This is a genomic window from Kitasatospora sp. NPDC032150 (assembly GCF_055579945.1).
The window spans coordinates 119,787-134,070 of record NZ_JBVIMH010000014.1; the positions used below are offsets into that span (position 1 = coordinate 119,787).

General features: G+C 72.1%; 13 protein-coding genes. 10 read left to right on the forward strand and 3 right to left on the reverse strand.

The features are described 5' to 3' along the window. Positions 1 to 289: 289 nt before the first annotated feature. A complete protein-coding gene (locus tag ACZ5ON_RS18525; RefSeq protein WP_465593218.1) occupies positions 290 to 724 on the reverse strand; it encodes an Hsp20/alpha crystallin family protein in 435 nt (144 codons plus the stop codon). A gap of 395 nt (positions 725 to 1,119) precedes the next feature. Beyond that, positions 1,120 to 1,554, reverse strand: a complete 435-nt coding sequence (locus tag ACZ5ON_RS18530; RefSeq protein ID WP_465593221.1) for an Hsp20/alpha crystallin family protein — start codon at positions 1,552 to 1,554, stop codon at positions 1,120 to 1,122. A gap of 119 nt (positions 1,555 to 1,673) precedes the next feature. Between ACZ5ON_RS18530 and ACZ5ON_RS18535 the strand changes: the two genes are divergently transcribed. The 4 genes from ACZ5ON_RS18535 to ACZ5ON_RS18550 all read left to right on the forward strand — a co-directional run bounded on the left by ACZ5ON_RS18535 (position 1,674) and on the right by ACZ5ON_RS18550 (position 5,623). Then, a complete protein-coding gene (locus ACZ5ON_RS18535; RefSeq protein ID WP_465593224.1) occupies positions 1,674 to 2,363 on the forward strand; it encodes a type III effector protein in 690 nt (229 codons plus the stop codon). A gap of 72 nt (positions 2,364 to 2,435) precedes the next feature. Continuing rightward, positions 2,436 to 2,816, forward strand: coding sequence for a hypothetical protein (locus tag ACZ5ON_RS18540; RefSeq protein WP_465593227.1), 381 nt, complete (start codon positions 2,436 to 2,438; stop codon positions 2,814 to 2,816). 97 nt (positions 2,817 to 2,913) lie between these two features. Then, a complete protein-coding gene (htpG, locus tag ACZ5ON_RS18545; RefSeq protein ID WP_465593230.1) occupies positions 2,914 to 4,884 on the forward strand; it encodes a molecular chaperone HtpG in 1,971 nt (656 codons plus the stop codon). A 289-nt stretch (positions 4,885 to 5,173) separates the two neighbouring features. After that, positions 5,174 to 5,623: a hypothetical protein gene (locus ACZ5ON_RS18550; protein ID WP_465593233.1), complete on the forward strand. Its 450-nt coding sequence runs from the start codon at positions 5,174 to 5,176 to the stop codon at positions 5,621 to 5,623. A gap of 833 nt (positions 5,624 to 6,456) precedes the next feature. Here ACZ5ON_RS18550 and sigJ read toward each other — a convergent pair. After that, on the reverse strand, positions 6,457 to 7,392 hold the full coding sequence (gene sigJ, locus ACZ5ON_RS18555; RefSeq protein ID WP_465593236.1) for an RNA polymerase sigma factor SigJ: 936 nt from the start codon (positions 7,390 to 7,392) through the stop codon (positions 6,457 to 6,459). A gap of 126 nt (positions 7,393 to 7,518) precedes the next feature. Here sigJ and ACZ5ON_RS18560 point away from each other — a divergent pair, with 126 nt between their 5' ends. The 6 genes from ACZ5ON_RS18560 to ACZ5ON_RS18585 all read left to right on the forward strand — a co-directional run bounded on the left by ACZ5ON_RS18560 (position 7,519) and on the right by ACZ5ON_RS18585 (position 14,278). Further along, positions 7,519 to 7,998, forward strand: coding sequence for a carboxymuconolactone decarboxylase family protein (locus ACZ5ON_RS18560; RefSeq protein WP_465593239.1), 480 nt, complete (start codon positions 7,519 to 7,521; stop codon positions 7,996 to 7,998). A gap of 30 nt (positions 7,999 to 8,028) precedes the next feature. Continuing rightward, positions 8,029 to 8,415: a DoxX family protein gene (locus ACZ5ON_RS18565; RefSeq protein WP_465593242.1), complete on the forward strand. Its 387-nt coding sequence runs from the start codon at positions 8,029 to 8,031 to the stop codon at positions 8,413 to 8,415. Between the two features lie 1,172 nt (positions 8,416 to 9,587). After that, positions 9,588 to 10,691, forward strand: coding sequence for a polyprenyl synthetase family protein (locus ACZ5ON_RS18570; protein ID WP_465593245.1), 1,104 nt, complete (start codon positions 9,588 to 9,590; stop codon positions 10,689 to 10,691). Further along, entirely contained in the window at positions 10,688 to 12,277 is a 1,590-nt protein-coding gene (gene crtI, locus ACZ5ON_RS18575) for a phytoene desaturase family protein (RefSeq protein ID WP_465593248.1), read from the forward strand. Before ACZ5ON_RS18570 ends, crtI begins: the two co-directional genes overlap by 4 nt. After that, positions 12,264 to 13,271, forward strand: a complete 1,008-nt coding sequence (locus ACZ5ON_RS18580; RefSeq protein WP_465593251.1) for a phytoene/squalene synthase family protein — start codon at positions 12,264 to 12,266, stop codon at positions 13,269 to 13,271. Before crtI ends, ACZ5ON_RS18580 begins: the two co-directional genes overlap by 14 nt. Continuing rightward, on the forward strand, positions 13,268 to 14,278 hold the full coding sequence (locus ACZ5ON_RS18585) for a DUF5914 domain-containing protein (protein WP_465593254.1): 1,011 nt from the start codon (positions 13,268 to 13,270) through the stop codon (positions 14,276 to 14,278). Before ACZ5ON_RS18580 ends, ACZ5ON_RS18585 begins: the two co-directional genes overlap by 4 nt. The last annotated feature ends 6 nt before the right edge of the window (positions 14,279 to 14,284 follow it).

Here is a 14,284-nt window from a genome sequence, read left to right on the forward strand (position 1 = left end):
GCGGCGGAGCGGCGAAGCGGCGTCTGCGTGGTGGTGGTGGGGCGGGGGGGAGGGAGCACAATGTTGTGGGGGGGGGGGGGGGGGGGGGGGGGGGCCCCCCCCCCCCCCCCCCCCGCCACCCGACCCTTTCGTTTTTCCTTGCGGTCCAGGCCCGAGGGCCAAGGTCGGGCCTGGAGTTCGTGGCCTGCGCAGCCGGCGCAGGGTTTCGGTCGGGGTGCCGCGCGGGCGGCCGGGGAGGGTGGTCCGCCCGTGCGGCACCGTTTCCTTGGGGGCGCCAGGCCCGACGGGGTTATGCCTGGAGTTCCTTGCGGTCGCTGCCGCCGCTGATCTGGATCTTGCGAGGCTTGGCGGTCTCGGCGACCGGGATGGTGAGGGTGAGCACGCCGGCCTCGTAGGCGGCGGTGATGTGCTCGGTGTCGAGGGCGTCGCCGAGGAACAGCTGCCGGGAGAACACCCCGAGGGGGCGTTCGGAGAGCTGGACCTCGGCGTTGTCGCCGCGCTGGGTGGGGCGGCGCTCGGCCTTGACGGTCAGCACGTTCTGCTCGACGTCCAGGTCGATCGCGTCCGGGCTGATACCGGGAAGGTCGAACTGGACGTAGAAGGTGTCGCCGTCGCGCCAGGCGTCCATCGGCATCGCGGACGGGCGCGACCACGTGCCGGTCGTGCCGAACACCTGCTGGGTGATCCGGTCCAGCTCGCGGAAGGGGTCAGTGCGCATCAACATCGTCGAGCATCTCCTCGTCGAATCAACGGGCAACTTCGGCGCGCTCACGAATCCGTCATAGCACGTCACCGTCTTGGTGACTACTGGACATGTCGCCGAATGGATGACTGAGCGGGTGGTCGAGCGCGTGGGGAACAGGCGGCTTCAGTGGCCAGGCCCGCCGGTGCCGGGGTTCGGGCGGCGGGAACGGGCAGCCGGTCCCGCAGCGCGATTGGGGGCGGTGATCGGTGCGCCGAGCGCCCCGCAGTCGGCGCACGTCACCCTGAGACAGGTCGAACACCACTCCGTCCTGCCCGCAACCGCGGGCGCGGCCGGGTCGAGCCGGCCTACGCCACGGACCAACGCCGTGTCCGCAGCCGGTGCAGACTCTTGGCGGGCGTCGGGCTGGCGCGGGCTCACGCCGCCGCGGGAACGGCCTGGCGGCTCTCCGTGGGCGACCGGTCGGCCTCACCGGTCTGGACGGTGATCTTGCGGGGCTGGGAGGCCGGGGTGATGGGGACGGTGAGGGTCAGGACGCCGTCCTGCAGGTGGGCCGCGATACGACCCGCCTCGAGGCTGTCGGCCAGCTGGATCCGACGCTCGAACACCCCGTGGGCCCGCTCGGCGAGCCGGATGCGCGCACCCTCGCCACGCGGGGCGGGACGGCGTTCGGCTTTCACGGTCACCATCCGGCCCAGTACTTCGACCTCGATCGCCTCCAGCGGGATGCCGGGCAGGTCGAGCGCGATCACGAAACGGCCGTCCTCGCGCCAGGCGTCCATCGGAATCGGGGCCGGCCGCGACCAGGACCCAGGGGTCGCCTGGTGGGTCACCACAGTGCGCATGGACATCGTCGGACACCTCCGGTCCAGAAGGTCTTCGAGGGCTCGCACCGGTGCGGCGCGACACGAACCGTTGTAACATGTCGTCCAGAGGATGACAAACACCCAGTCAGCGAAAGAGTGACGACATGGATACGCAGGACACCGGCGCGGCCGGGGTGGGGCCGAGTTCGTTCCTGGCCGCCGCCGCCGCGCTGGGCATGATGGACGCCGCCGCCCGCACCGCCCGCCACGCACCCCCGGACGACGCGGGCCAGAGCGACCCGCAGCAGGCCCTGTCCGCGCTCCTGATGCTGCGCCACCTTCGCGAGGAACTCGCCGGCTGGGAGACCGGCCTGATCGAGACCGCCCGCGGCGCCGGTGCCACCTGGGCCGACCTCGCCGAACCGATGGGTGTCCAGAGCCGCCAGGCCGCCGAGCGCCGCTACCTGCGCATGCGCCCCGACAGCGACGCCGGCACCGAGGCGGGCAGCACCGGCGAGCAGCGCGTCCAGGCCACACGCGACCAGCGCGCCGCCGACCGCGCGGTGACCACCTGGGCCCGCGACAACGCCGCCGACCTGCGCCGCCTCGCCGGACAGATCGGCGCCCTGGACGACCTCGCCACCCCCAAAGCAGCCCCCGCCATCGAACGCCTGCTGGACGCGCTCGGCCACAACGATCCCGCCCGCCTGCTCGCCCCGCTCGCCGAGACCCGGTCCCTCCTGGAAGCGGCCCACCCGAAGATCGCCGACCGCCTCGATCAGCTCACCGCCCGAACCGACCAGCTGCGCGCCGACAGCGACCGGCAACGCCGCACACCCCCCACCAGCCCATGACCCCAGCCGACCTGCAGCCGCTGCTGATCACGCGCGCCCCCGACATACCGGGCATCGTCGCCGCCGAGAGGCGTGACGACGACAGCCCACGGACTGACCGTGACCCTCGAAGGCGGCGACCAGGTGTGGTGGACAATCACCGGCGCCCGCGGCCCCGTCCTCACCCCCACCGGCGACGACGCCGAATCCGTGGAGGTGCGGGACCTGACGGGCTCGTCGGTTCCGGTGGCCCAGGTCGAGCAAGCGCTGGTGGCCGTAGCCGTGGCCGATGAGCCGTCCGGTGGGGTCGTGCGTGTCGATCGGTACAGCACCCGCCCCAACCCGCCCGCGGTCCACTACGGCACCACGCTGGAATGCCGCGACGGCTGGAAGCTCTTCCTCTCCCGCTACGGCACCGCCCGCCCCGGCCGCACCCGCCCCGAGCAGCCCTACCAGCCCCTCAGCCACATCTGAACACCTCCGAAGCCGGCCGCGCGGTTCGCCGCCCGGCTTCGGCACTTCGACCCGACCCGTACCCTTTCCACCCTTGCACCCGAAGGAGACACCTCCCGTGGCCAGCCCGACCGAGACGCTGGAGTTCCAGGCAGAGACCCGCCAACTGCTGCAGCTGGTGATCCACTCGATCTACTCGAACAAGGACATCTTCCTGCGCGAGCTGATCTCCAACGCCTCCGACGCCCTCGACAAGCTCCGCCTGGAATCCCTCACCGACACCGACCTCGCTGTCGACACCTCCGACCTGCACATCACGCTGGAAGTCAACAAAGAGGCCCGCACCTTGACGGTGCGGGACAACGGCATCGGCATGACCCGCGACGACGTCGTCGACCTGATCGGCACCATCGCCAAGTCCGGCACCGCCAGCCTGCTGGCCAAGATCAAGGAGGCCAAGGACGCGGACGCGGCACAGAGCCTGATCGGTCAGTTCGGCGTCGGCTTCTACTCGGCGTTCATGGTCGCCGACAAGGTCACCCTGCACACCCGCCGGGCCGGCACCGAGCAGGGCACCCGGTGGGAGTCGGACGGTGAGGGCACCTACACCATCGCGCAGGCCGACGGCCTGCCGGTGGGCACGTCGGTGACGCTGCACCTCAAGGCCGAGGACGGCGAGGACGGGCTGGGCGACTACCTGGCCGCGTGGAAGATCCGCCAGATCGTCAAGCAGTACTCGGACTTCATCCGCTGGCCCATCCGCATGGCCACCGAATCCGCCAGCACCGCGAGCGATACCGAGGCCACCGCCGAGGACGGCACCGAGTCCGCCACCGGGGACGGTGCCGCGCGCGAGCCGGAGACGCTGAACTCGATGAAGGCGCTGTGGGCCCGCCCGCGCAGCGAGGTGACCGAGGCCGAGTACAGCGAGTTCTACCAGCAGATCAGCCACGACTGGCAGGCCCCGGCCGAGACCATCCACATGCGCGCCGAGGGCACCTTCGAGTACGAGGCGCTGCTGTTCATCCCCGCCCACGCCCCGTTCGACCTGTTCTCCCGCGATGCCAAGCGCGGTGTGCAACTGTACGTCAAGCGCGTGTTCATCATGGACGACTGCGACGCGCTCATGCCGAACTACCTGCGGTTCGTCAAGGGCGTCGTCGACGCCCACGACCTCTCGCTCAACATCTCCCGCGAGATCCTGCAGCACGACCGCCAGATCACCGCAGTGCGCCGGCGCCTCGTCAAGAAGGTCCTCTCCGCCGTCAAGGACATGCAGGCCACGAACACCGAGGCCTACACCACGCTGTGGGCACAGTTCGGCCGGGTCCTGAAGGAAGGTCTGTTCGAGGACCGCGACAACACCGACACCCTGCTGGAGCTGGTCTCCGCCCAGTCCACCAATGACCCGGAGAAGACGACCACGCTGCGCGAGTACGTCGCGCGGATGAAGGACGGCCAGGACACCATCTACTATCTGACCGGCGAGAACCGCGCGATGGTGGAAAACTCCCCGCACATGGAGGCCTTCACCGCCAAGGGCTACGAGGTCCTGATCCTCACCGACCCCGTCGACGAGGTCTGGACCGACCAGATTCCCGCCTTCGACGGCCACCGCTTCCAGTCCATCGCCAAGGGCCAGGTCGACCTCGACAACGACACCGACGACGGCAGCAACGACGAGGCGAAGGCGGAGAAGGCCCAGCGCGAACAGGACTACGCCGCCCTCCTCGCCTGGCTCCAGACCATCCTGGCCGAACACGTCAAGCAGGTCCGCCTCTCCACCCGCCTCACCACCTCCGCCGCGTGCCTGGTCGGCGACGCTCACGACCTGACCCCCACCCTGGAGAAGATGTACCGGGCCATGGGCCAAGAACTCCCCCAGGTCAAGCGCATCCTCGAACTCAACCCCACCCACCCCCTCATCACCGCCCTGCACCAGGCGCACGAGACGAACGCCGACGACCCCGCACTCGCGGAGATCGCCGAACTCGTCCACGGCAGCGCTCTGCTCGCCGAAGGCGGCGACCTGCCCGACCCGGCCCGCTTCACCCGTCTCCTGACCGTCCGCCTCGCCCACAACCTGTAACCCCCAGCGGGTGCGGCTGGCCGCGGTCGGCGGTGCCCGGCCGGCCGCACTCCCGCGCCACTTCGCCAGAACAGCCGGGCCGGCAGGCGCACACCGCACAGGAACGGCCCAGGACGTGTACGCGAGTCCCCTTCCGTCCGCCAGGCCCGAGCCCCGCCCTGGCGGACCGAAGGCGCACCACCTCGGCAGGAGCGCACCCCGCTGCACCGCTCCCAGCACCCGCTTCGGCAGCCAGAGACGGAAGCCGGCCACCGCCGACAGCCACCCGACCGACCAAGGACATCCGCGCGTGTACGAGTACACCGACCGCAAGAGCCGCACCCTGGCCGACCGCGTCAACGCCGCCGCCGAGCGCCACCCGGACCATGGCACCGAGCAGGACAAGGCCGCCGCGACCGCGCTGCTGGCCGACATGCTCCAAGCAGCGGCCCAGCACGGCATCACTCTCGACACCTTCGACTGGGTCACCGACCTGCCCGGCACGTGCTACCGCGCCGTCGTCAGGCACCGTACCCTGGCCGACCGCATCAATGAGGCCGCTCAGCGCCGCACCACCCCCGGTACCGAGGAGCAGAAAGCCGCCGCGACCGCGCTCTTGGCCGACATGCTCCAAGCAGCGGCCCAGCACGGCCTCACCCTCGACACCTTCGACTGGGTCGCCGATCTTCCCGGAAACTGCTACGCCGCCGTCGTATCCCCGCTGCGCGCACAAGCCCTCCAGTGGGCCACGGCCAGCTGAACAGTGGCGGCCACCCGCGCCGCCGTCACCGACGGCACCACCGCCGGCACACCGTCGACCTGCTGCTCAGGCTCCGGCGAAGTTCGGGGGCGGTGTCGAGGTCGAGGTCGCCGCTGGCGGTCACCAGGGCGGCTGCCGTGTGAAGGGTGTGCATGGCGTTCCAGCTCGCGGAACGGGTCAGTGCGCATCAGCATCGCGAAACACCTCCAGCGGCTCAAAGGGGTGCCGGTGCGCTTCACTGGATCCGTCTGTCATCCATCCGATGACAAGTTATCCAGTCCTCCAAAGGATGACGTCGATGCGTGAGGCCAACCGGCGCGCTCTCCGCCGACGGCACCCGGCGGGCCCCACCACCTGGCCGATGCTCTGACCACCTACGCCGACCGGCGCCTGCCATGACAGCCACCAGCGACGCACCTGACGCGACTGCCGAACAACGCTGGCAGCGAATCCAGCACCAGCTCGACCAGGTCGAGGATTCGTGCCGAGACCGGCGCAGCCATCGCCTCCATCGATGCCTGCCTCGCTAGAAGCGGCGGCGGTGCCACCAGGTGCGCCCGGTTACCCGAGCGCGAACTACTCGCCTGGCGGTGGTGGGACATCGACGCGGCCTGCAAGCCTGGCGTGATGGAGCCGTACAACACCCGCAACCTGCGCGCAGCCGCGACCGCCCGCCACACTGGGCAATCCACCGTCTACTTCGAATCCTGAAGGCCGTCGCGCGCGTAGTTGGAGCCCCACCGTGTAGCTCGCGGGCGTCTTGCCGTAGCGCGTGGCCGGGCTCCGCCCTGCCCGGATCTTGTTGATGCAGCCCGCGAATCATCAGACACGGCCTACCGCTGCCGGGCCTTGCGCAGTCCAAGGTCGGACACCTCGCCCAGGTGGCCGAGCTTGTCCGGGTTGGCGACCGCGTGGATCTCGCGGACCGCGCCGTCGACGATGTCGAGTGCTACCACGTTGAGCACTCGCCCCTCGGCGTCGTAAGCGACCACGCCGGGGCGGCCGTTGATCCGGGCCGGCACCAGGCTCGCGCCGAGCTGGGCGCTCCGGCGCACGCCGCTGACGAGCAACTGGGCGACCTGGCGAGGGTTGTCGACCGAGCGGCCGATCGCCTGTGCCTTGCCGCCGCCGTCGCCGTGCAGGACGACGTCGGGGGCGAGCATGCCGAGCAGCTCCTCCGGGTTCCCGCCGGCGGCCACCTCGAAGAAGCGGCGGGCGAGTTCGTCGCCCGCCGTCCCCCGAGCCGACGGCAGCGGGGCGTCCATGCTCACCGCCAGGCGCTTCTTGGCCCGGGCGAAGACCTGACGGCAGTTCGCCTCGGACTTGCCGGTCAGCTCCGCGACCTCCGGATAGCCGTAGCCGAAGGCCTCGCGCAGCATGAACACCGCGCGCTCCACGGGGGAGAGGGTCTCCAGCATCACCAGGAACGCCATCGACAGCGCGTCGGTCAGCTCGGCGTGCTCTGCCGGGCCGCCGGGGCGGTCGGCGAAGGCGACGACCGGCTCGGGCAGCCACTCGCCGACGTAGGTCTCGCGCCGCACCCGCGCCGAGCCGAGGTGGTTGATGCTGAGCCGGGTGACCGAAGTGGTCAGATACGCCTTCAGGTTGGTGATGGACGTACCTGCCTGCTCGACGCGGGTCAGGTTGAGGAAGGCGTCCTGGACGAGATCCTCGGCGTCGCCCACTGAGCCCGTCATGCCGTAGGCGATGGAGAACAGCAGCGGCCGGTACCCGACCGCGTCTGCCACCACATCCGCCGACCCCGTCATGGAATCCCTCCCTTTCAGCACCGCCCCGGCCCCGGGGTGGCGCGCGTCACGTCGGCACCTGTCACAGGACGCCCGGCTGCCCTGTCTTAAAGGACGACCAGCGGACAATGTACCGAGGAGCACATCATGGAAGCCCGCCTGAACCCCTTTGCCAGCCCCGTCATGGGCAAGGTCTTCAAGCACCTCGTTGCCGCCAACCAGATCCTGCTGGAGTCGACCCTGCCGGCCGCCGTCCAGGAACTGGTCAAGCTGCGCGCCAGTCAGATCAATGGCTGCGGGTACTGCGTCGACATGCACTTCAAGGACGCCGTGCATGCTGGCGAGGAGGCAACCCGGCTGAACCTGGTGGCGGTGTGGCGGGAGGCCACCGTGTTCACCGAGGCCGAGCGAGCCGCCCTGGAGCTGGCCGAGGAGGGCACGCGGCTCGCGGACGCGGCGGGCGGGGTCGGCGACGAGGTGTGGGAGAACGCCGCCAAGCACTACGACGAGGAGCAGCTCGCCGCCCTGGTGAGCCTGATCGCGGTGATCAACGCCTTCAACCGCGGCAACGTGCTGACCCGCCAGCCCGCCGGAAGCTATCGGGCCGGGCAGCGCCACACCCTCTGATACCCGTACCAGGCATGTAAGGAGAACGCCGTGAACCTCGCGCTGTGGATCGTCGCCGGACTGCTGGCCACCGCCTACCTGCTCGGCGGCGCCTTCAAGGTGGTCACCCCGAAGGAGAGGATCGCCGCCGCCGGGCAGAGCGGGCGCTGGGTCGAGGACTTCAGCGCCGGCGGGGTGAAGGCGATCGGCGCCGTCGAGGTGGCGGCCGCCGTCGGGCTGATCCTGCCCTCCGTGCTCGGCATCGCGCCGGTGTTCGTGCCGCTGGCCGCGCTCGGGCTGGTGCTGCTGATGGCTGGGGCCGCAGCGGTGCGGATCCGGCGGCAGGAGTACAAGCTCGTCGCGGTGGACGCGGTCTACATCCTGCTGGCCGCGTTCGTGGCGTGGGGGCGCTTGGGGCCGGAGTCGTTCCTCCGCTGACCGCCAACCGGCCTGCCGGGTAAGGCGTCCGGCTGGGCGACCGCCTCGGGGGAGCGGTCGCCCGGCCGGGTACCGCGAAGCTCGACCTGCTGTTCTGGAAAGGGCTCCAGCTCGGAGACCGCCCACGAGCAACGGCCTTCTGGTGGCACTCGCGTGATGGCCATGAGTGATCGTGTAACAGCCACAATAGGAAATGGCCACCCTGGGCCTATCGCTTGGCCTGGGAGTGTCGTTCTCGGTTCCTAGCCTCGATCTTTCGTGACGGTCCGTCGGTTCATTCGGCGGGCCGTTTCGGCTGCCCGGGCTGGTGGCGGGCAGGCCTGCGGCCCGGCTGTCGCGTCGGGTGAGCGCCGGGTTCCACGGCTCCGGCCGAAGGATGACTCGTCGGGACAGGACGTCGTTGCTGCTCAGCCGGGGTTCGGGAGGGCTTGGAGGCGCTCGAACGCGGTGGTGATCGTCTCGGTCCAGGGCCAGTGACGGGCCACTCGACGAACGCCGCGAGGGCCGCGAGGCCCTGCTGGAACCGGTCCGTGCGCGATACCCGAGGCTTTGCCGCGGCCGCCGCGCGGCGGCCAGCTCCTGGTCCTCCTCGATCCCGAGTGCCGCGAGCAGGTCCCGTTGCTCGTGGTCGAGCTCGGCCCAGCCGGCCCGCTGCGCCCGTACCCACCGGCCGAGCGGCTCCCCTTCGAACGCCGTCTCCTGGGTGTGGGGCACCGTGCGAGCCCCGTCGCCCGTTGCGTGGTGGCTGCCCCGCCGAACGGCGGGCGCCGCTCCGGCCGTGGAGCCGGCGCAGGCGGCCGAACGGACGGATGTGCGGTCGATGTGCCGCCGATGGAGGGTCTGCACACACCGGAGAGGAGGAATCGTTCCCCGCGAACGACTGAATCGCTGGGCTCGGGGATAGACGAAGGAAGCCTCCTACCCCACTGCTGCGCTGCTTCCTGCGGCACCCGCACGGGTTCGGGCACCGGAACGTGACGTGGAAAGCGAGCCCGATGTCCTGTCTATCGTCGTCGGCAGTGCCGGCCTCCTCGGAGAACGGAGTCGGCGTCCCCGAGCCCGGTCGCTCCGACGCCGCTCACCCGGCGCCCCGGTCCGACCGCTCTCCCGGCGGATCGGGGATGCCGCCCGGTGCGGGGGCGCCGTTCTCGGTGCAGAGGGTGGACCGCGACGTGCCGGCCGCAGTCGGTCGGGTTCTCGACGAGCACTTCGCCCGCTGGGTCGCACGGGCCGGTGCCACCGACGGAACGTTCGCTGCCGATGTCGCCTGCCGGGTAGCGGACTTCACCCTGCGCGGTGGCAAGCGCATGCGGGCGCAGTTCCTGTGGTGGGCGATGCGCGCGTGCGGGTCCGGCGACGTGCCGGGCGGCGCGGCGCTGACCATGGCCGCCGCGTTGGAGCTGTTGCAGACCTGTGCGCTCGTCCAGGACGACGTCATGGACGGCTCCGTCACGCGTCGCGGCAGCCGTGCCCTGCACGTGGACGTGGCCGCCCAGTACGCGCCCGGTGCCGGTGTCCGGCGGGCGGCGGACCTGGGCGCGTGCGCGGGCGTCCTCGCCGGGGACCTCGCTCTCGCCTGGGCCGACGATCTCGCCGTCGCCGCGCTGGCGGACCTGCGGCCGCAGCACCGGCAGCAGCTGTGGGAGATCTGGTCGGACCTGCGGTTGGAGATGGTCGCCGGTCAGTACCTGGACGTCCACGGTCAGGTGACCTCGTCCCGTTCGCCAGGGCGGGCGATGCGGATCGCGTGGCTGAAGAGCGCGATGTACTCGGTGGAGCGGCCAGTCCACCTGGGTGCCGCGCTGGCCGGCGCCCGCCCGGAGCAGGTGCGGGCCCTGCGCCGGGCAGGCCGCTGCGCGGGCATCGCCTTCCAGCTCAGGGACGATCTCGACGGCGTTTTCGGGGATCCCGCGCACACCGGCAAGCCGTGTGGCGACGACGTCCGGGCGGCCAAGCCCACCTTTCTCGTTGCGGTGGCGTACACCCGGGCCGTCGCGCGCCACGACAGCGCGTCCTTGAGCGTGCTGCGCCGCCATCTGGGCGATGCGGACCTGGATGACGCCGCCTTGACGGAGGTCCGGGAGGTGCTGGTCGCCACCGGTGGCCGAGCGGTGGTCCAGGCCCGCATCGAGCGCCTGTCCGAGCGCAGCATGGGGTACCTGGAACAGGCCCGGCTGGACGACACTCCGGGCGCCGAGCGCCTGGCGGCCCTGTTGAGGGCGACGGCGGGGCTGACGCATGCTCCGGTCCACCGCAGTGGCGGGGGCACCGCATGAGCCGCGCCGTGCCGGCGGCCGACCACGTGGTCGTCGTCGGCGCCGGCCTTGCCGGGCTGTCGGCCGCCTGCCACCTGGTCGGCGCGGGACGGCGCGTCACCGTCGTCGAGCGGGACGACGCGCCCGGTGGGCGGGCTGGACGCATCCGGCGCGGCGGCTACCTCTTCGACACCGGACCCACCGTACTGACCATGCCCCATCTCGCTGACGAGGCGTTGCGGGCCGTCGGCAGCTCGCTGCGCGACCACGTCGAACTGCTGCCGCTGCATCCGGCCTACCGGGCCCGGTTCGCGGACGGCAGCGCGCTGGACGTGCACACGGACGCACAGGTGATGGAGGCCGAGGTGGAACGCTTCGCCGGTCCGCGGGAGGCGGCGGGCTACCGGGAGCTGCGCCATTGGCTCACCCGGCTCTACCACGCGCAGATGCGGCGCTTCATCGACACCAACTTCGACTCGCCCTGGCAGTTGCTCAACGTGGACCTGGCCAGGCTGGCCGCCCTGGGCGGGTTCGGCCGCCTCGGCCCGCAGATCGGCCGCCACCTGCGCGACGAGCGGCTGCGTCGCGTCTTCTCGTTCCAGGCCCTCTACGCGGGTGTGGCGCCGGCCCGGGCGCTGGCCGCCTATGCGGTCATCGCCTACATGGACACCGTGGCCGGAGTATGGTTCCCCCGCGGCGGCATGCACGCCCTGCCCCGGGCCATGGCCGATGCCGCCGCGGCGGCGGGCGCCGGGTTCCGCTACGGGAGCGCGGTCGTGGGCCTGGAGCGGTCCGGGAGCAGGGTCACTGCCGTCGTCACGGATCGTGAGCGCATCCCCTGCGACGCGGTCGTCCTCACGCCCGACCTACCCGCGGCGTACCGGCTGCTGGGGCGGGTGCCCCGCCGGGCGGTGCCCTTGCGCTTCTCGCCGTCGGCCGTCGTCCTGCACCTGGGCACGGACCGCACCTGGCCCCAGTTGGCCCACCACACCCTGTCCTTCGGCCATGCCTGGGAGCGGACTTTTGACGAACTGACGCGCACCGGCCGTTTGATGACGGACCCTTCGCTGCTGATCACCCGCGCGACCGGCACCGATCCGTCGCTCGCCCCTGCCGGTCGGCACACGCACTACGTTCTCGCGCCGGTACCCAACACCGCCATCGGTCCGGACGCCGCGGCCTGGGGCGACCTGGCGCCGGGCTACCGCCGTCACTTGCTCGACACCCTGGACCAGCGCGGGCTCACCGGGATCGGCGGGGCCGTCGAGGAGGAGTGCCTGGTGACCCCGGCCGACTGGGCGGCCCACGGGCACGCGGCGGGCACGCCGTTCTCCGCCGCCCACACCTTCGCCCAGACCGGCCCATTCCGGCCGCGCAACCTGGTGCCCGGCCTGGAGAACGCGGTGCTGGCCGGCTGCGGCACCACCCCCGGCGTCGGCGTACCCACGGTGCTGATCAGCGGGAAGCTCGCCGCCGACCGCATCACCGGCACGCCGCGCCGGATCCGTCCGCCCCGCCGCGCACCGGTGCCTTGCAGGCCACCTTGCCCCGGTGCGGCGGCCCCGGTCCCCTTCTCGACCGGGGGAGCCGTGAATGACGGCCCGTGAACTGGACGCCGCGGGCATCACCGCGCCGGTCCTGCGCGCGGCGTACACCGCCTGCCGTGAGCTCAACGCGCGGCACGGCCGCACCTACTTCCTGGCCACCCGGCTGCTGCCGGTGGACCGCCGGTGCGCGGTCCACGCCCTGTACGGCTTCGCCCGCTGGGCGGACGACATCGTCGACGGGCTGGACCGCGAGACGCCCGCCGAGCGGGACCTGCTGCTGAAGTCGCTGGAGGAGGACCTGGCAGAGGGCCTGCGGGGCGGGGGCACGGACGAGCCGGTGGTGCGGGCGGTCGCGGACACCGCCGGCCGGTACGGCATCGACCCGCTGCTGTTCACCGACTTCATGGCCTCGATGCGTGCCGACCTCACCGTCACCGACTATCCGACGTACCAGGACCTGTACCGCTACATGCACGGCTCGGCTGCGGTGATCGGCCTGCAGATGCTGCCCGTCCTCGGGACGGTGACGGACCGCGCGGAGGCCGAGCCGTACGCGGCGGCCCTCGGGGTGGCGTTCCAGTTGACCAACTTCCTGCGGGACGTGGGCGAGGACCTGGACCGCGGCCGGGTCTACCTGCCGGGCGACCTGCTGGCGGTCCACGGGGTGGACCGGCCGCTGCTGGAATGGAGTCGGCGCACCGGCCGGGACGACCCCCGGATCCGGGCCGCCCTGGTCGACGCCGCCGGGCTGGCCCGCGGCGTCTACCGGGACGCGGAGCCGGGCATCGCGATGCTGGAGCCCCGAGTGCGGCCCTGCATCCGGACCGCGTTCGTGCTCTACGGAGGGATCCTGGACGCGATCGCCGAGGACGGATACGCGGTGCTGCACCGGCGTTCGGCTGTGCGCCTGCGCCGGCGGGTGGCGGTCGCGGCGTCGGGGCTGGCACACCTCCTGGCCGCTCGGGTGCGGGCCGCGGCACTGGGAGGTTTCCTTGGCGGTGCGCCGCGCCGCCGTTCGAAGGGCCGCCTGGTGGGGCGGAGGGCAGCGCGGTGAACGCGTTCGCCCGGCGACGCTGGACACCGCCCCTGCGACTGCGCCAAGGCCCGCCCTGGGCGCGGCAGGAGCCGTCGTGGCGGGCGGCGAAGCCCGCGCTGATCGTGTCCGCCCTTGAACGGGCGGCGGCCCGGCCCTCGGGGAACTGGTTCGTCGTCGGCTCCGCCGGGAGCATCGCGGCCGACGGCCGGCCGTGCGGGCGCCTGGTCGGCGGTACCGAGGTGGTGCTGTGGCGGGACGGCGCGGGGGCGCTGCGGGCCGGGCCGGGCATCTGCCCGCACCTGGGGGCCCCGCTGAAGGACAGCCGGGTGGTGTGCGGCACGCTGGTCTGCCACTGGCACGGCCTGGCTCTGGACGGCGGCCGGGCCGCCGGGTGGGAGCCCTACCCGGTGTACGAGGACGGGGTCCTCGCGTGGGTGCGGCTGGACTCCGTCGGCGGTGAGGAGCCCACCGAGCGGCCGGTGGTGCCGCGGCGGCCGACCCTGGCAGGGGCCGTCGCGGCGGTGTACACCGGGCTGGGCCGGTGCGAGCCCGAGGACGTGGTGGCCAATCGGCTGGACCCGTGGCACGGCTCCTGGTTCCATCCCCACTCCTTCGTGGATCTCAGGGTGGTGGAGGCACCGAACGGCGCCGGGGACGAGGAGGAGGGGTTCGTTGTCGACGTGTCGTTCCGGGTGGCCGCGCGGCTGGTCGTGCCCGTGCGCGCGGTGTTCACCGCACCCGAGCCCCGCACCGTCGTGATGCACATCACCGAGGGCGAGGGGGCCGGGTCGGTGGTGGAGACCCATGCCACTCCGCTCACCGCCCCCTGCACGCCCGGCCCGCGCACGGCGGTGGTGGAGGCGGTCCTCGCCGCGTCCGGGCGGCGCGGCTTCGCCGCGGCCCGGGCGCTCGCTCCCCTCCTACGCCCCGTGCTTCGCCACGCCGCCGGTCGGCTGTGGCACGACGACCTGGCCTACGCAGAGCGCCGCTGGGCCCTGCGCAGCACCGGCCGCTTCCCCGGCTGAGTACGG